Origin of the sequence: Flavobacterium rhizosphaerae (assembly GCF_046000445.1) — a bacterium.
GTDB lineage: Bacteria > Bacteroidota > Bacteroidia > Flavobacteriales > Flavobacteriaceae > Flavobacterium > Flavobacterium rhizosphaerae.
This window is the reverse complement of sequence record NZ_JBELPZ010000009.1, coordinates 1-16,358: the sequence shown is the minus strand read 5'-3', so window position 1 is coordinate 16,358 and position 16,358 is coordinate 1. Positions and strand designations below refer to the sequence as shown.

The window sequence follows — 16,358 nt, the reverse complement described above, 5'->3', positions numbered from 1 at the left end:
GATATTTATTGATTTAAATTAATGTCGCTGCTATTGCCGTCGGATGCGGGAGGGGTATTGCCCAGCCCTTGCTTGAGCTTATTCAATACACTGTCATCCTTCAGGGCTATTTCAAGAAGTTCCCGCGCTACTTTTTCAGTTTTACGGCGGTATTTTTCGTCTGCTTTTTCCCGTACAGACAGAAATTCTGTCCATACCAGGATTACAGCACCTATTATGGAAGCCAGTGGGAGTATGTTAAATCCTTCGTTTAAAAGCCCAAGAGGGCTAATGCTGTCAAAGAGAAGCATGAACAGCATCATTGCGAGGTAGTTTACTATTTTTTGTACGGTTTGCCGGAGTCCGTAGCTATGGGTTATCTCCCCCAGGCTTTTTGATTTCTTAATGCCAAAATAGAGATCTATGCCCACTGCCAGTAGTACCACCAGCCAGGTAAAAAAAACAATTGAAACTTTTATGTATATACCCTTAAGGTCACCATTTACAAAATCGAGTATCATTATTACTATTTTCCGCCAAACTTATTGCCGGAGCGTAATAGAAACTGTAACATGGTTTTTAACCGTAGTTTAACACGCGGTTAGGGGAGATGTGCTGGAAGCGTTCTAAACGGCCTTTTTTTTTTCACGGTAGTACAGCTGGCGCATAGATTCCGTGCTATGGCCAAATTCCAAAAGGTCATATTTTTTTATGAAAGAATCTATTGCCGGAATAATCTTTGCTCCGGGCGTGAGCATATAACCGTCTACATAATAGACGAAAGAAGTCCTGAAGATGTCCTCCAACAGATCATTAATTGCCCTGTTAACATCTTCAGGCATCTTTAAGAAGGAACGCGCCCCGGATTCATACTTATAGTAATTACCCTCATATTTTTTTCCTGTAGGGGTATCTTCTACTGCCAGGTAAATATTATAGTAGTCCGGATCTTTCTCCGGTAAATCCACTTTTATCATAAACAGCCGCATCATCCTACCCAGGGAGGAGGATGTAGAAATCTTGATAGCAGTTACTTTCTGGTTTAGGTATACAGCTTCCCGTCCATTAAACTCTTTTAAGAAGAATGGCACCAGGTGTGGGCGTATATGAACCGGAACTGTAGACATTTTTATTTTTTAAATAAGCCTATAAATCGTTTCTTTTCGCTCGCAGGCAGCTGGCTCCATACAAACGGGTAAAAACACAGGCAACATATTATGAATACATGTAGTATTTGCCAGTAGCTGTAATTTTCCCAAACCGGTTTGCCTATAAATTCATATATGCCCAAGGCTATGGGCAGGCACATAAGGACCGAAAGTATACCCGCGCACATGTCGCTTACCTGCATGGTACCGTTACCGGTTTCTCCCTGCCATATTTCCAGCCCGATAGCTGCCAGTACAGTAACCAGAGCTGCTATACAAATAGCCGCTTCGTGTACAAATAGCATGTCAGCGCCAAGCGTTGTTACAGTAAAAAGCACAGCAGCACCTATGGCGTGGTCTACAAAGTCGAACCCTGTAAACCGCATAAAGTCAAGTAATTTTTTAATAAGTGTTTTCATTATTTATAATTTTAATTAAAGTTCCAGTCTTCGGGCAGGATATCTACCTGCCTGGCAAGTTCCTGCCCGGTAAATAGGCCTTCAAAATTTACAGGCGCAACCAGGGTTGTACCATCATGGTTTGTAACACCTTGTACATTCTCATACCATATTGCGGCTTTATCGTCTGTAGGGTGTATGATTAGCGGGTGGTATGCAACACCTTCAGGGAGATAGCCTGCCGTTACCGCATCATCGGTTAAAATCTGAAGCCTCATTTGGGCGGTACTTACTTTGTCGTAAATTATATATGGCATAGCTTTAAGTATAAAGGTTAGGGTATCTTATGTTTATATATTCGTTGTAAAGCCGTGCATGCTCATCTAATATTTGCGCCTGGCTTTTTCCGGTATTGTCATAAATAATTATTTCGTAAATATGATTGTTCGCTGTGCCGTTACCCTGTCGCCCGCCAAAGGTTACGGTAAACATATTGCCATCATTTCCAGTGCCAGGTGCCTGGCTAAATTTTTGTTCTTTTTTTAAAACATTATTGAGATAGGATTTGCGGTGCAGAGTTGAAGAAGTGGCATTGTAACCCAAATCCACCAGAGAAATTACCTGTGCACCGATTGCAGTATCATCAGCGGGAATACGATTATCGGCAATATTTGTTGATGCGCCTGAAGTCCACTTTTGAGTTGACATACCAATACCGAATGTTGTTGGGGCTGCTATTGTAAATCTACCATAATCGGGCGTTATGACATTATCGGTAGAGCCAATAAAGTTAAATCCGCCCCCCGTAATGTAATTACATTTAAATACTATAAATATTGTTATTGGCCTCCCGTCATAAAACATTGTTTTAAATGCAGTGTCAGACGGGCATAACATCCGGGCAGAACCATCACCCCCACCAATAGCAACACCATGTTGGGTATTTTCAAGCCGTCCCATATATACATGATAACTATTACTATTGTTGGTATACGAAACTAAATCACGGCCATAGCCACTAATATCTCTCCATATATCTACATAATTTCCCGTTAAAAACTGCACGCCATCTGTTGCGCGCCACCAGCCTGCCAATTCGCCGTTAAGTGAAAAATCTAAAGGAGACAACCCACCGTATTTAAAGCCCTCTATTTTACCGCCTTCTATATGCATTATCCAATATTGTATTTAATCTCGGTGAATGCACCCGTATAGTTTGTGTTATCATCTGCATCAGGCGTAAAGTAAAATTTGATAGTATTTGTACCGGCTATATGCTCTACACCTACCGCCCAATCGTGATAGGCTGCGTTGCTGTGGTTGGATGTGATGTTTACCGTATAAGCCGATATTGACAGGTTGTTGTTGGCTATACGTGCCACTATTGGCTTGAAATCACCAGCTATTATTTCACTGCCGGAAGCGTTTTTTACAATAAATGATATGGAGGCCTGTATGGTTTGGGCATTGCTGTCCAGTGTTAAAGAAAGGTCATTACCCAGGCTGTCTTTTCCGTATACTTTAGTCCCTGCACCGGCTGTGGTTATAGCGGCCTGTTCCCACTGAAGATTAAAAAACACTCCCCTTGATATTACCTGACGTTGTAGAAGTATAATACCCTGCTGCCCGTTTAATGATTTAAAGGTCATGTAATTGACGCCGTTGGTATCTATAAACTGCAGGGCTTGTTCCTGGTCTGCATTAAACTCCACATAAGCATTGCCTGAAGCAATGTTATTCTGGACTTTTAAACGGAACTCGTTCGATATAACCGTTAATTTACCCGTACTTATTCCATCCTGCCCAATGGTAAGATTATTGGTTATTTGGTTAAAACTTATATCTGCTTCGCCTATTGGAGTACCGTCCGTTGTAGCTAGAATTACCCGTACAGTGCCCCCTGTCAAAGAGGCATTAGCCCCGGTATTTAATTTATTATTTAAGGCAGCTTGGGTGGCATCGCTTACAGGTTTAGCAACATCACTCGTATTATTTACATTGTTTAAACCTACGGCTGCTTTATTTAAAGTTTGCCAGGATTTATCCCCACGCCAGTATTGTGCTGCAGTTCCAACCTGTATAGGGGGCTCGGCATTTACTTCGTTCATTATCGCGTAACCTGTGCCCGTCCACCGGTACATTTTTCCTCCGGGAATATTATTAACTAATGTCTTAACGATGTACAGGACATTATCCAAACCCGTTTCAGGAAATTGTGCCGTGCTGGAGTATTGTTGCACGCTTTCTATTGCGGCAGGCTGTGTGTTATCTGTAATGGTGACAAAATCACTTGATACAAATGCATTACCGGAGGTGCCGCCATATTGCTGGTTAATGCCTATGAACTGAATCAGGTACAGGACATCCTCTACTATGTATGTGAAATAATACGTCTTTTGATCATCGGTAAAATCATAGGCTTCGCTATTAAGCGTACTGAGCAACGTTTCTCCGGCTGCTATTATGCCGAGAGTTGTTATTTCGGTGTTGTCATTGGGTTGTATATCGCCTGGCTGTAGGTTCTGTACCGGCAGCTCGTACAACATGTTTTCCGATATTTGTGTATAGCCTATGCCAGCGCCCCAGTTGCCCGGGCCTCCTAAAAAAAAGAAGCTGTATTTTTTGGTGGCAACCAGTACAGGGTTGGGTAAGCCCGGGACATCCTGCAATTCGCCACTCAGGGCATATATAATATATGGCGCTCTGTTACTGGCTACTGTAAAGTGGTAGGATGACGAACTGTTGATTATATTTACCAGGTAGGCTTTTGTTACCGGAACAGTAGCAGCTCCCGAGCCTATAGGGATCCACTTTGTTTCTGGCAGTATATTCTGTACCGGCCCGGCTGCATTTAATTCAAGCACACACCTTTTCAGTAAGTTGGTAAATTCTGCATCCACATATTTTTCAGGACCGAAAGACTGAAAAAAAGCGACAAGCTCCGGGCTGTTAACCTTATCGGCATATGCGGCAAGTTGATCAAATATTGTCATTTATCATTCAATTAAATCAATAGGTAAAAATTCAGGCAAACCTGCGGCATTAGGATCGGGCGTATAACCTGATGGAAATATGGAATACGTTATAAACTGTGCCTGTGCGAGGCGCTCGTCTGTTTTTGTCAGGATTTTTGGGCGTGCATTTTGCTCAAAGTCGTTACGGCCCATCAGGATGCTCCTGCCATTAGAAAGGCGTACCATTATATATATAGCCTTACTTATTTCGGCAAGCCTTTCCGGGCGCCTTTTGTCGGAACCGGGAAATTTAATGGCAAGTGTCTGTTGATAGGAATAGCCGGCATTACTTTCATCAGATGCTTCTGAGAACTGTACACTTGCCTTACCAAAATACGCTTCCTGGAATTGTGTGCCATCAGGCAGGCTGTTATAAAAGGGCTGATACCCCTCAATTGAAGAAGGCCTTACAGTACCGGAAAAAGCGAGCGCAATTCCGCAGATGTATGAAGAAGCTTTCGCCCTTTCAAATAATTCGGACATTTTAAAATTTTAGTTGGACAGCAAAAATAATCAAAAACGTTAACAAAATATTAAAAGTAAACAATATAGTTAACTTTATATTATGCTGTATTATTGTGTTAAAAAAAATATTACTTTCATATATATTTTTTTACTTAACGACTGTCATGATAAAATAAACGATAGGATTGGTAAAGAAGTGAAGTTTGCCGGAATGGCGCTGAACCAATAAACTAATTATAATTATCAAATTGTAGATGTAATGAAAGTATTTAATAGTAGTTTTCCATTATTGCATTATAAATATTCAAAAAGGTATTTAGAAGAAGTTTCAGTTGAGAATAGAAAAGAACGTAACTTCTATCACTTATTCAAAAAATTATCAGTTGCAAATATGTATCTTGTTGCGAGAAATAAAGATAACATTTTGAGGAATGCAAAATTTACTGGAAAGTATGATCATTCTTCTCGTAAAAATAAAATACATTCAACACTATATGAAGAGTCTTATTATATAAAATTAGATTTTTCGTTGACAGGACCGGGTTCGTATTGGGCTATATGTGACATGGTTTTAACAGCTGATGAGTACAAGTTGGAAAATAGGATGGAAAATTTCACATCTGACCTTTTAACAATAGGAACAAATCACTTTTCGATAATTTTACCTGTAGATCACAATACTGAGCTTGAAGGTACTGATGCAGAGTTGACATTAATATTACAGGGACAAGTTCTAACTTATAACCCTTACACTTTTGAAAGTGATCAATATTTGCAGAAGATAAATGTACTGTCTTTGCCAGACAACAAAATTGAAATTTTATATACACTTTTATGATAAAAATAAACCCTGCAAAGCAGGGGATTATATATTTTTATCCATTTCATAGAAAAGAAAACTTTACGTTTTGAATTGAGTATTCGTACCATTGTTTAATATAAAGCAACCTGTTGCATATTTCCAGAACCTTTTCATCGGTTGTGTCCAGAGGCAGCAGCGTATCAAAAGTTATAACCTGGGTATTTTGTGACGCGTCTATAAAAGTGCATTTCACTTTTGCCAGTTCCCCGTTGGGGACACTGCAGGCACTGCACAGGTCAATCTCCACCCAATAGCAGGGTTTTCCGGTAACGGCAACGCATATACTGCAGTCTTCTTCAGTACAGCCACACACCCTGCATTTTTGGTGATCAAACACCGGATCATGAAGCCCTGCTTCTTCATCCCAATACTCCTGCAGCTGTAGCAGCAGGTCATGGAGCGATTGCTCAGCTTCATCAGCGGTTAGCGCAGCACTATCGTTTATAAGCCACATATAAAGCTGGCCAATGCCAGCCATAAAGGCACGCTTTGTTTCCTGTACTTGTAGCGGATTCATAATATTTTCGCTAAGCTGCACGCGCTCCAGGTACAGCTGCCATTGTTCTTCTATATTAAATGTTTTCATTATTCCAGCATTAAAAAGTTTTTATCATTAATACTATCGTAAACTGTTTTGCCGCCTTTTGTAAGCGCGTAAGGAAGGAACACCTGGTCAATTGAGGCAAGTTCTGCCTGTATAATTGCCGTTTGCGCTTCAACCCAGTCGCGGATGATCCGCCAAGAAACCCGCTGTGCCTGGTCTTTTTTACGTAAAGCCCGCGGCACCTTTTCATCTTTTCCCATTGCATTTAGTACTCCCTGCCAGTTTGCGGGTAGCCTGAAGCTAATATTGCCTTTGGCTGTATCTATCTGGAAAGTAATGTCTGAAGGGTCTTTGTCCTTATATTCTACCATTATCTTTTGAGCGCCATGCGCCGCCAACATCTGCTGGATTTCTGAAATGGTTTTATGCGTGGGAATTTTTGTAGTGTAATTTGAGATTGGCATACCTTAATTATCTAATTGTGTTAAATATGCCTCTACTAAAGCCCTGCCTGAATAATCCTGCCGGTTGCATGCATCCTCTAAAATGTGACCGGGACACTCCCTTAATAGGTGCACAACTTTATCCATATCCTTGCCGCATAAGTCACTCCAGAGGACATACAGATTAGTACCACGAAGGGATTTTAAATCATTAATTTTGAAAAAGGCAAACTGTGCCGTTTCCGGATATGTTTTACCAATGTTGGCTAATTCCATTAGAAACGCCATAGCTCCCGGATTCCCTTTTGAAAATTCTATTATTGTGTGTTGCATAATTTTTATTTTGCTTTTGATTCTTTATCCCCAAGCAATGCCTGGATTCCTTTTTTAAGTGCTGATTGTATCGGTTTTGCCTGAGCTTCTTCCATTTCCTTAATTTTTGCGTTTTCCTTTTCTATGCGTACCTTTACAATAGCTTCATGTTCTACCGTCATTTTTTCCACATCAATGTCCTTATGGCCAATAGCCAGTAACATAATTATTTTACCAAAAAAAGTTTCATGGGTAGTACTGCCTTTGCATTTGCGAAATAGTGCCAGGGCACATATCTGTTTGCGCTGCTCACTGCTTAATGGCTTTACAAACTGTAGAAAGTTCTCCAGCGTATCATACTTTATATCATAGCCCAGGGCCCGGATGTCTTCTGCCAGGTAGTGCAGCTCTGCATTGTTCAATGCCATATAAATGAACATGGCATCCACAAAGTGGTCCGTTAGCGTAATGGGCTGTTCCTGCTGCTTTTCAAACTCCATACGTAGCGCCTCCACAATCTGGCCATGCAGTTTTTGTTTGTCCAGTTCCTTGTTTCGCTGCGCCCTGTCTTTAAGGCGGTCTAATTCGGTATAGGTTTCTGTCAGCGCCGGGCTTACAGCTGTCTTGTCAGCAGGCCTGTATGCTTTGCCCCAGGTACCTACTTTTTCGCCATCTACATAAAATACCTCTACTTCTTCAGCATGGATGGCATTTTTATTCGGGAAAATATCCTGGTATTCCTTGTTAATTTTAAGGTCGTATGCTGCAGCCATTTCCTGCACACCTGCAGAGGGGCTACCTTTTGTATTGCCGGCCAGTGTTACTGGTTTGCCGCTGTTAATAATTTCCTCCAGCTGTTGGGTAACATGCAGGTCCAGCTTTTTGCGAAAGCAGCTCTTATCGGTACAGCTGTCGGCATCCTGCATGTCCGGGAACAATATCAGGTTATTGGCTGTGCGCTTGGGGCAGGCAGAACAGGCTACAATAGGCCCGTAAGGCTTTTCCAGCGAGAATTTTGCCTTTACCATGGGGATGGTTTCTTCCCGTATTTCTTTTTCCAGTTCCCGTACGGTACCATAACCATCGACCTGTTTATCTTTATAACCGGCAAATATTTCCTGCTGCCTATCTTCCGGCATACGGGCTATTAATATGGCATGGCCAATGCCCAGCTGGGCATTGTAAAAATCCTGCTTAATTTGGGGTATTAGGTGGCAGAGGCTAAGGCGCTGGGCTATAAAACTTTCGGGCTTTACAAATTTTGCAGCAAGATCCTGTAAGGTGTACCTACCGGTGTCCAGCATTTTCTGGAACGCTTCCGCTTCGTCCATCGGGTGCACATCCTTGCGCTCAAGGTTCTCCATGATCTGGAGTTCAAAAGCTTCATCATCGGTAAGGATCCTGATGTTTGCGGGAATAACCGTCATGCCTGCCATTTCCGAAGCCCGGTACCGGCGCTCACCGCATACCAGTTCGTAATTTTTTTCTACAGGCCTTACCACTATGGGATGTAGTACGCCTACCTTTTTAATGCCTTGCGCCAGTTCTTCCAGCGCTGCCTGGTCGAAATGTTTCCGGGGGTTTGTGGCCGAAATCCTGATTTCGGCTAACCGCAGTGTTTTTTGTTGATTTTTAAGATTCATATTTTACGATTTAGGAGATTAAACTGGGCGACTGGAATAAATCCCAATGGTCTGTATGTTTTGAAATGTTGTAGGGCTTGCGGCATTCATCTTCATCCAGGTCATTAAAATCCGGAGAGATCCACACATCACAGTTCACCGAGGTCTGATTCCAGGCTATCGCAATAAATTCTTCGTCAGAATTATAGAGGTTTTCAATTTCGTCGGCTTGCTGTGGTAAAGAAGTATCGGCTTCAAAAGCCCTGTAAGCTTCAAGCAACTTTGGAATATCTTTACGGAGTACTACAACATTGTCAAAGGTTGAACCCAAAACAATTCTATCTATGATGCTTACTTCTGGATTTTTAAATAAATCCCATATTTCCTGTCTGGTATTATTAAACATGTCAAACATTCGAGACATTGATTTATCTGGCATCAATGGATTAACTATCTTAGGGAGATATGTTTCTTCCATTGCAATCCAAATTGCCATTCCGCCCCTGAAAGCATTTTTAATTTCGGCAAATACTTCAGCATCGCCATCTTTATTAAATTTGAAAATTTCTGTGTAGGACATTATGTTATAGTTTAAGAGATTACTTTTTGTTGTGGATCTTCTTTTTCCACTTTGGGGATTGCCTTTATCATGTTCTTTAATTGATTGTCCAGGTCATTCTGATAGATTAGCGCCACACAGCTCTGGAACTCCCCGTCTTCTTTATAACCGTAGGAACAGGCAAACAATAGCGTTATGGCCTGGTAGATTTTTATCGAAAATGTAAACTTTAGTTTACCGGATTCAATTTTTTTACGCAACTCGTAATACAGTTCCAGGCATATGGCCATTTCCTGCAGCGCAAGGGTATGGTCTTTAGTGACGTTCTTAAATTTTACCGGGGGGAGTTTCATTTTTTAAAAATTGTGTTCTTCTAAAAGTTGACCGGTATGGTTATCATAAAATTGTATTACCTGGGTTTCCTGGGCAATGGCATGTTTCATAAACCGGGATTTCATACGGGCGATAATTTCGTGTGGCGGCTTATTGTTTTCCTTCAGGAAATTGTACCAGGGAAAGTTCTCTTTATTGCCTTTGGTTAAAATCTTCATCCTGATTTTGCTTTTTTCTCTGTCTATTCCGTGCATGTGTCTGCTCTTAAGGTGTCTATCTTTTTTTGTTTGTACTGGATGATCCTGTTCAGCCGGGCTATTTCGTTTTTCATGTCCGGGTACGCCTCCAGCAGGAACAGGAACACATCTTTGGCACTTTTAATATTTTCGGCGGTGGCAATTTCCTCCAGCAGCGCTTTTTGCCGGGGGGTAAACTTGCGGATGTAGGCCTGATTTTTAATCATTGTTGTTGATTAGTCGACTTTTTAATATCATGCATAATATGTTTTTACTCCTGCAGCGTTTTGCAAACGCCTGGCATATTCATCGCGTACTTTATCCAGGTAGTCCGGGATATTTCGTTGCACATACTGCAGCAGCTGGTCAGTTGTCTTTCTGCCGGCCATGAAATCATCCATTACGGCTTTAAATTTTTCTTCAGACGTACGTTTGTGTACAATCTTTTCGGCCATTTTTCGGGCTGCCTGCTTCATTTTAGGCTCTATGCCACTCCGTTTCTTGCTATCCTGGCTGAGTTTGATGGCACCGCGGATGTTTACACCCATACCGGGTTTGGAATTGTGATTGAAGTATATGCTAGGCCAGGGGATGAACAGCTTTTTTGTTTTCTGTGGTTTTTGGCTGGCTACCCACCGCGCGGCGTGGGCAATGGCATCCATGTATTCGTAGTACCAGGAGAGCATATTTGCCTTATTCTGGAAACTGCCATGCTTGAGTATAAACTGGTTACGCATGTGTGAGAGGGTATTTATCCAGCAGCCAATAGATATATTGCGCCTGCCGGGGTAGAGCTTGTGTGCCGAAAAACTGAGAATGCACTGCAGCACGAGGTTCACAAATTCCTGGTTGGTCATGGTACCGTTACCCGACTTGACTTCGCGCTCCAGCTGGGCAGGATCCAGGGGCGCATAATTATCGTACCGGCCCCGGGCAAGGCGCTCACAAAACTCATTATCGTTCAGTATCAGCGACTTTAACGCTTTAGATTCGGGGTTTTCGGGAACATTTAACACTTTTCGCGCCGCGCCCCCCGGTGAATTTTCTTTACTTGTGCCGAGGACGGTGCTCCTGTCCTGCTCTTGTCCCGTAGAGGGCGCCGGCTTTGCCGGCACCTTATCAACAAAAGCGCCAACAGCGTTTTTGCTCTTTTCTGGTCTAATAGTTGCTCCTGTACCACAAGAACACTCCGGCAACTTTTTACCACTGACCCCGGTAAGAGGCTGGATTTCAGTGCGGGTTAATTTTTGGGTTTCGATGTCAAAAAAGGCCAGGATTTCCGGATTTATGTGCACATGGATGCCCCGGAAGCTGCCCCGGAACGTGTAATTAACAAATACCCCGGCTTCGTGCAGGCGCTGGCGGTGGTTGGCCACTGTTTTTTTATGCACAGGGAGGCTGTATATGCCTTCTTCGCGCTTTATCTGGGTAATCCGGTAAGAATTTAAGTCGAGTGGAGGAATAGGCTCAGGTTGCCTGACAGGGGTGTACTTTAAGTGTACCGTGTTGCGCCGGTTAAGCTGCACGCTGTATTCGTACAGGAAGGTAGAGAAGAACTGTTCTGTGGCCGCCTTTACGGTCTGGATCCTTGCTTTTGTCAGTATCGGCCCGTATTGCGCACAGGCTTCATCCACCGCGGCATTAAACTCCCATACACCTTTCGATGCATTCCGATGGTGGAACATCTCCTGAAATTTTCCAATCAATTCCAGGTCCTGGGCTTTGGCCAGGTGTTGCTCAACGGTAAAATTGTGCTTTTCGGTTTTATCATTGGCTACACGTACCTTCCTGTTATAAACGGAAATGTGCCGCCGGTAGGCCTGCATGCTCAGCGCGTGGCATTCGTTTGTGATGGCCGGGAGGTACGCTATGGGTATGCCTTCCGGCAGTTCCTCCAGCTGCAACTTTCGCTGTATGGGGCGTGTTTTTAAATTGGGGTGTGGAGGCTGTTGTTTTAAATGTGTCGGGATTGCATTGCCGGCAGTTGTTGTGTTGTTTGCTCTCATGATTGTTCAGGTTTGGTTATGAGGTGTCTTTCTATAAAGAGGCAAGCATCTTCAATATCATCAATTGATTTAAGGTCAAAATTGCGATATCCCTTTCGGCCTGTTGCAAACTCATACCTGATATGAAGGCACCACATCCCACCGTCAAAAATTATCTCCCAATAAGAATTGTTTTCAGGATCCATGCTTTCTATCATGGCATATCCAATAAGTTCAATTAGCCGTTTCATAATAGGCAGTAGTTTTTTAACCCCTCGGCGGGGGCAGGTTTCACACTGCCCCTGGCGTTAGGGAATTTAAGTGCACACTATTGTGCCTCGGACGGTATTTTTAGTTAGTGGAAACGGCCGGATTTGAACCGGCGGCCAGCAGATTTTCAGTCTGCCACTCTACCAGGCTGAGTTACATTTCCAATTGCCCGGGCTTTCACCGGGCTGTCGCTTAACAGAAAAACAATAATTAATAAAGTTTGCACGCAGGGCAGGATTCGAACCTGCAGGGCTATAGCCACGGTTTTGGAAACCGCCTGACTCACCAATGACGCCTGCGTAGATGCCGGTCTATTCCCGGCTGTCAATTGATAATCTATAACTTTAAATATGAAAACAAGAACGTTCCTGGATTGGGCTGACCAGGCTCAGTTGTGGCAGGAACAGGATTCGAACCTGAGAGAGGATTGATGACCGGATTTATTTTTCTGCTTCTCACAGCTTGCAGTTCTGTTCTGCCTGTGTACCCCTGACTTAATGCGGGGCCTATGTATTCGGTACCTCTTAATCATTAGCTTTGCTACTTCCATAGCCATCCTGCCAGTTGCCCCCCGAAAGGGGCGTTGCTGGTTATTATGAAGAAAGAACGTTCCCGGGTTGTTCCCGCCACGCCGGGTAATTGAGACAGGAGCAGGATTCGAACCCGCAAACCGATTATTAATTTCGGGCGTCTACCAATTCCGCCACCCTGCCTTATGGCCCCCGGAGAACCGGGGGCACCCCCAAAATAAAAGTACTGCCGGCTTATGCCCCGGATGGCTTTGTTTTACTACCACCGCCCATGGTAAGGCTGGCAATCAGTTCTAATTGCTGTTCCGGACTAAGCTCATGCGCCGCCTTGCGGCGCCGCCCATCAGAGTTCCCCAACTCATTCAGGGCGGATTTAAGCGCGCTTTCGAGATTAGACGCTATTGCTAAATTTTGCCGGGCAACTTCTTTAAGTTGTGCCGCTGAAGCTTCCATTTGACGGAAAGCTTTTAATTTTTCTGCTTTATTCATCTCTAAAACATTTTGTTGCGGGGGCGGGATTCGAACCCGCATACACGCCCGGCGAGAACTACCGGGAGGGACCTAACCACTCAGACACCCCGCATACCACCCCGTGAGGGGATCTATTTACCAACCAATCATTAATATTCTAATCTGTTGCCGCCTTTAAAAGGCGACCCGAAGGGCACATTTTTATACTCTTTATCCAATGGCTTTAGCCTTAGCTCTGCAATTGCATCCCAAGCCAGGTTAACTTTTTCCTGCAAGCCATCGGTATAGGGCCGCCTTGTAATGCCGCTTTCCATACGGCGTAGCATCACTATCTCACAGCATGAGATAATGCGTAACAGCCGCCTCGATTCGTTTAGCACATATTCTGCAGCCAGTAATGCTGTGGCCACCCCGCTGCCACTGCCAAGTGTCATGCACTCCAGCGCGGCATCCCTAACCCCTTCGGGCGTTTGCGGGTAGTTGTATTTTCGCTGTGCCTCCCTTATTTCTGTCCTAGCGGCCAACACAGCAGTTTGCCATGTTTCCGGAAACTTCCTTTTCACTTCCTCCAGGGCATTGCGCCCCGCTTGTTTATTGTATCTCATGCCAGGCAGATTAACGTTATTGCACTAAAAAAAAGAACGGTAGCCCAGGCTATAACCCTGTTTTCATAACGGCAACGGTCCTGCATGTTTACCGCCCGGCAACGCAGCCGCAGGCTGTAGGCCATCTGCAGTACTGCAATCGTGCCGGCTATATATCCCATAGTAATTAACCCTTCCATAGCTGTAGTATTTCAGGATCTACCACTTCAATTTCCGCTAGGTGTAGTGTATTTATTGTCATAGCACAACCCTTTCTATATATGCCTGTTCTAACAACCCCGGCCTGCTTAGCACCCCTGCCTTACTGTAAATGTTCCTTTTATGCACGCTCAGGGTACCGGTACTCATGTGCAGTTCTTGCGCTATAAGTTTGTCAGGCTTATCGCTGGCCAGCTTGTCGGCTACCTCAATTTCACGTCGGGTAAGGGTATTTCCATTGATGCGTATTTGTTTACTGTTCCATTTAAGGCAACGACAGTTGCCGCTGCACCTAAAGTTTTCCACTTCGCCCATGGTACCATCCGGTGTAAAGTCCGGCTTGTGGTCCGCATCGCCAAAAAGGCAAAAGGCAAATTCCTCCAGTGCGGCATTTTCATCCATGCCTTTCAGATCATTCATGGCAGGGTTATCGCCCAGCATTTTTTCAAAAATGCGCGCTTTAAGAGCCGGATTGATATTTGTAAAAGGGATGGTACGGCCATCTACCAGGGCAAAAACTTTACGGGAATCGCGGCAGCCGAAAAGTTCGGTACCAAAATCGCCGGGCAGTAACCCTGCCGGCAGTGGCCGGGCTTGCGGGAGTAGAAATTTTGTGTTACTTTTGTTGTACATAAACTTATAATTTAGGAGATTATATTTTTATCCCGGAACCTGAAGTTGCATCTTCAGGTTTTTTTGTTTCTTCAAAGTCTTGAAATGCTTCTGGATATGCTTGCTTTATTGCTGCTTCTATAACCAGATTATCTCTTTCTCCATTAAATACTTTTGAAATTGTTGTACTGTCAAAAGGCTTATCATTTCGGTTTACAACACCTAACTCCAATAGCACTTCTTTAATCTTGGTGATGTAGTAATTACCATGCATAACCTTAATTCTAACTCTGGCTTCTGGATTTATCATACTAAAATGGTATTTAATTATAAACCTAAATAGTGTATATTTGTCAAGAGTTGACAACGATACAAATATATGACAAATTTGCCAACTATTGACAAAAACGCTAAAAAAAAGTTTGTAAAAATGCAAACAACAGGAGAAAGGATATTGTATCTAATTGATCATCAAGGGGATAATTTAACTACGTTTAGCAAAAAAACAAAGATTGATTATACCTCATTGAGTGCTTTGACCAATAATAACAGAAAGTTAGGAGCTACTTTAATAAAAAGAATAGCGGAATATATACCTAATTTAAACTTAAACTGGCTATTGCTGGGACAGGGAGAAGTTTTTATTGGCAAAAATGCGAATGAAGATTCGTTAACAAATTTACCAACTCTTGCTGATCCTGTTGGCAATTATGCCAATATTGACCCTGTAGAAGAAATGTTTTTAAAATACCTTGATAGGCAGAGCGTACAAGATAAAATAAAGAGTATAACCAACCGTAAATAGATTATTAATTAAAACCAACCATAATTATGTCTTTACCTAAATCATTAACAAAGGAATATTTAGCAGAAAAATCAGAAAAAGAATTGTTAGAAATCAATGCTGCTTATGCAGCAGAATCAAACAATTATTTAAGAAGGATTAGCATGAATGTTCAATTCTTCTTTTGGATATTTTGTGTCTTTATGATATTAGCAATAGTTGTAGTTGGTATGAACAAATAATTATATTGGAAATGTCATCTGGAAAACGCCTGGAACAATATCTAAATGATAAAGGTAATAGCAACCTTAAAGACTTTTGCAGGGAGCATGACATTACCTATACTTCATTTATTGCTATACTAAATGGCAAGCGTACATTCGGTATGCCACTGCTTATAAAAATAGGGGAGCTGTTTCCGCAGCTTAACATTAACTGGCTTTTGTTTGGCCGTGGTCCTGTAGAGATAGCCATAAATAACCAGGAGGGACTTAATGATATGGATTTTCAACTGGCCAAATACCTAAACCGGGATAAAGAAACCCGTAATAACGTATTAGAATTTTTAAACAAAAATAAGCCGGAAGGCCAGTAAATACTGGCACTACATCAATATTCTTTCCGGCAAAGTAAATTTATAAGAACATTAATTAATAACAATATTATAGTATAAAATCAAAAATTTACCCTGCTGTCTAACAGTTGTTTATGATTATAGCTTTGTGCGGCCTTACCTTTCATAACCCTGAGGTCACGGGTTCAACTCCCGTCTTCGCTACAACAAAATAAAGGCTTTACAGAAATTTCTGTAAAGCCTTTTACTTTTAAGTGCTGTTTCAAATAAACTTATACTACAATTATTAAGCAAAAAATATTGAACCCTGTAGCTAATGTATGTTTAAAAATAATACAAAGGGGCTGTCTCAAAAGGGACAGCTCCTTTTTTTTATAATCAATTCTGATTTCTCTTTATTTACTGATTTATATG

26 protein-coding genes and 4 tRNA genes are annotated in these 16,358 nt (G+C 42.5%); 4 read left to right on the top strand and 26 right to left on the bottom strand.

Annotated elements, in window-relative coordinates:
- Window positions 1–5: 5 nt before the first annotated feature.
- The 7 genes from ABS766_RS09890 to ABS766_RS09860 all read right to left on the bottom strand — a co-directional run bounded on the left by ABS766_RS09890 (window position 6) and on the right by ABS766_RS09860 (window position 5,022).
- Window positions 6–500, bottom strand: coding sequence for a holin (locus tag ABS766_RS09890; protein ID WP_408084984.1), 495 nt, complete (start codon window positions 498–500; stop codon window positions 6–8).
- 105 nt (window positions 501–605) lie between these two features.
- Window positions 606–1,106 carry a hypothetical protein gene (locus ABS766_RS09885; RefSeq protein WP_408084983.1) on the bottom strand — a complete coding sequence of 167 codons (501 nt, stop codon included), beginning with the start codon at window positions 1,104–1,106 and terminating at the stop codon, window positions 606–608.
- Window positions 1,107–1,108: 2 nt separating this feature from the next.
- Window positions 1,109–1,546 carry a hypothetical protein gene (locus tag ABS766_RS09880; RefSeq protein WP_408084982.1) on the bottom strand — a complete coding sequence of 146 codons (438 nt, stop codon included), beginning with the start codon at window positions 1,544–1,546 and terminating at the stop codon, window positions 1,109–1,111.
- Between the two features lie 11 nt (window positions 1,547–1,557).
- Window positions 1,558–1,842: a hypothetical protein gene (locus tag ABS766_RS09875; protein ID WP_408084981.1), complete on the bottom strand. Its 285-nt coding sequence runs from the start codon at window positions 1,840–1,842 to the stop codon at window positions 1,558–1,560.
- 4 nt (window positions 1,843–1,846) lie between these two features.
- The gene (locus ABS766_RS09870; RefSeq protein ID WP_408084980.1) at window positions 1,847–2,698 is read right to left on the bottom strand and encodes a hypothetical protein; all 852 of its coding nucleotides are present in this window, start codon (window positions 2,696–2,698) and stop codon (window positions 1,847–1,849) included.
- Entirely contained in the window at window positions 2,698–4,518 is a 1,821-nt protein-coding gene (locus ABS766_RS09865) for a hypothetical protein (protein WP_408084979.1), read from the bottom strand. The genes ABS766_RS09870 and ABS766_RS09865 overlap by 1 nt, the downstream gene beginning before the upstream one ends.
- Window positions 4,519–4,521: 3 nt before the next feature.
- Window positions 4,522–5,022 (bottom strand): hypothetical protein, encoded by a 501-nt coding sequence (locus ABS766_RS09860; protein ID WP_408084978.1) that lies wholly within the window; start codon window positions 5,020–5,022, stop codon window positions 4,522–4,524.
- A gap of 241 nt (window positions 5,023–5,263) precedes the next feature.
- Here ABS766_RS09860 and ABS766_RS09855 point away from each other — a divergent pair, with 241 nt between their 5' ends.
- A complete protein-coding gene (locus ABS766_RS09855; protein WP_408084977.1) occupies window positions 5,264–5,842 on the top strand; it encodes a hypothetical protein in 579 nt (192 codons plus the stop codon).
- A 46-nt stretch (window positions 5,843–5,888) separates the two neighbouring features.
- Here ABS766_RS09855 and ABS766_RS09850 read toward each other — a convergent pair whose 3' ends face one another.
- The 19 genes from ABS766_RS09850 to ABS766_RS09760 all read right to left on the bottom strand — a co-directional run bounded on the left by ABS766_RS09850 (window position 5,889) and on the right by ABS766_RS09760 (window position 14,896).
- Window positions 5,889–6,452: a hypothetical protein gene (locus tag ABS766_RS09850; protein WP_408084975.1), complete on the bottom strand. Its 564-nt coding sequence runs from the start codon at window positions 6,450–6,452 to the stop codon at window positions 5,889–5,891.
- A complete protein-coding gene (locus ABS766_RS09845; RefSeq protein WP_408084974.1) occupies window positions 6,452–6,874 on the bottom strand; it encodes a hypothetical protein in 423 nt (140 codons plus the stop codon). Before ABS766_RS09845 ends, ABS766_RS09850 begins: the two co-directional genes overlap by 1 nt.
- Before the next feature lie 3 nt (window positions 6,875–6,877).
- Complete coding sequence (locus ABS766_RS09840; RefSeq protein WP_408084973.1) at window positions 6,878–7,186, bottom strand: hypothetical protein; 309 nt, start codon at window positions 7,184–7,186, stop codon at window positions 6,878–6,880.
- 5 nt (window positions 7,187–7,191) lie between these two features.
- Window positions 7,192–8,808 carry a ParB/RepB/Spo0J family partition protein gene (locus tag ABS766_RS09835; RefSeq protein WP_408084972.1) on the bottom strand — a complete coding sequence of 539 codons (1,617 nt, stop codon included), beginning with the start codon at window positions 8,806–8,808 and terminating at the stop codon, window positions 7,192–7,194.
- Window positions 8,809–8,818: 10 nt separating this feature from the next.
- Window positions 8,819–9,226 (bottom strand): hypothetical protein, encoded by a 408-nt coding sequence (locus tag ABS766_RS09830; RefSeq protein ID WP_408084971.1) that lies wholly within the window; start codon window positions 9,224–9,226, stop codon window positions 8,819–8,821.
- Between the two features lie 152 nt (window positions 9,227–9,378).
- Window positions 9,379–9,699: a hypothetical protein gene (locus tag ABS766_RS09825; protein ID WP_408084969.1), complete on the bottom strand. Its 321-nt coding sequence runs from the start codon at window positions 9,697–9,699 to the stop codon at window positions 9,379–9,381.
- 3 nt (window positions 9,700–9,702) lie between these two features.
- Window positions 9,703–9,933, bottom strand: coding sequence for a hypothetical protein (locus ABS766_RS09820; protein WP_408084968.1), 231 nt, complete (start codon window positions 9,931–9,933; stop codon window positions 9,703–9,705).
- Window positions 9,921–10,142 carry a hypothetical protein gene (locus ABS766_RS09815; protein ID WP_408084967.1) on the bottom strand — a complete coding sequence of 74 codons (222 nt, stop codon included), beginning with the start codon at window positions 10,140–10,142 and terminating at the stop codon, window positions 9,921–9,923. Before ABS766_RS09815 ends, ABS766_RS09820 begins: the two co-directional genes overlap by 13 nt.
- Window positions 10,143–10,169: 27 nt before the next feature.
- Window positions 10,170–11,921 (bottom strand): hypothetical protein, encoded by a 1,752-nt coding sequence (locus ABS766_RS09810; protein ID WP_408084965.1) that lies wholly within the window; start codon window positions 11,919–11,921, stop codon window positions 10,170–10,172.
- Entirely contained in the window at window positions 11,918–12,151 is a 234-nt protein-coding gene (locus tag ABS766_RS09805) for a hypothetical protein (protein ID WP_408084964.1), read from the bottom strand. The genes ABS766_RS09810 and ABS766_RS09805 overlap by 4 nt, the downstream gene beginning before the upstream one ends.
- 108 nt (window positions 12,152–12,259) lie before the next feature.
- A tRNA-Phe gene (locus ABS766_RS09800) sits at window positions 12,260–12,333 on the bottom strand.
- 60 nt (window positions 12,334–12,393) lie between these two features.
- A tRNA-Trp gene (locus tag ABS766_RS09795) sits at window positions 12,394–12,471 on the bottom strand.
- 341 nt (window positions 12,472–12,812) lie between these two features.
- Window positions 12,813–12,883: transfer RNA gene (locus ABS766_RS09790), tRNA-Ile, on the bottom strand.
- Window positions 12,884–12,934: 51 nt separating this feature from the next.
- Window positions 12,935–13,153 (bottom strand): hypothetical protein, encoded by a 219-nt coding sequence (locus ABS766_RS09785; protein WP_408084963.1) that lies wholly within the window; start codon window positions 13,151–13,153, stop codon window positions 12,935–12,937.
- A gap of 51 nt (window positions 13,154–13,204) precedes the next feature.
- Window positions 13,205–13,283, bottom strand: a tRNA-OTHER gene (locus ABS766_RS09780).
- Window positions 13,284–13,320: 37 nt separating this feature from the next.
- Window positions 13,321–13,776, bottom strand: coding sequence for a hypothetical protein (locus ABS766_RS09775; RefSeq protein WP_408084962.1), 456 nt, complete (start codon window positions 13,774–13,776; stop codon window positions 13,321–13,323).
- A complete protein-coding gene (locus ABS766_RS09770) occupies window positions 13,773–13,955 on the bottom strand; it encodes a hypothetical protein (RefSeq protein WP_408084961.1) in 183 nt (60 codons plus the stop codon). The genes ABS766_RS09775 and ABS766_RS09770 overlap by 4 nt, the downstream gene beginning before the upstream one ends.
- A gap of 58 nt (window positions 13,956–14,013) precedes the next feature.
- Entirely contained in the window at window positions 14,014–14,607 is a 594-nt protein-coding gene (locus ABS766_RS09765; protein ID WP_408084960.1) for a helix-turn-helix domain-containing protein, read from the bottom strand.
- Between the two features lie 19 nt (window positions 14,608–14,626).
- Window positions 14,627–14,896, bottom strand: coding sequence for a hypothetical protein (locus ABS766_RS09760; RefSeq protein WP_408084959.1), 270 nt, complete (start codon window positions 14,894–14,896; stop codon window positions 14,627–14,629).
- 69 nt (window positions 14,897–14,965) lie between these two features.
- On the opposite strand from ABS766_RS09760, the gene ABS766_RS09755 reads away from it, so the two are divergent.
- The 3 genes from ABS766_RS09755 to ABS766_RS09745 are packed head-to-tail and all read left to right on the top strand — an operon-like array spanning window position 14,966 to window position 15,965.
- Window positions 14,966–15,391 (top strand): hypothetical protein, encoded by a 426-nt coding sequence (locus ABS766_RS09755; protein WP_408084958.1) that lies wholly within the window; start codon window positions 14,966–14,968, stop codon window positions 15,389–15,391.
- 26 nt (window positions 15,392–15,417) lie between these two features.
- A complete protein-coding gene (locus ABS766_RS09750; protein ID WP_408084957.1) occupies window positions 15,418–15,612 on the top strand; it encodes a hypothetical protein in 195 nt (64 codons plus the stop codon).
- A gap of 11 nt (window positions 15,613–15,623) precedes the next feature.
- Window positions 15,624–15,965: a hypothetical protein gene (locus tag ABS766_RS09745; protein ID WP_408084956.1), complete on the top strand. Its 342-nt coding sequence runs from the start codon at window positions 15,624–15,626 to the stop codon at window positions 15,963–15,965.
- Window positions 15,966–16,358: the final 393 nt, after the last annotated feature.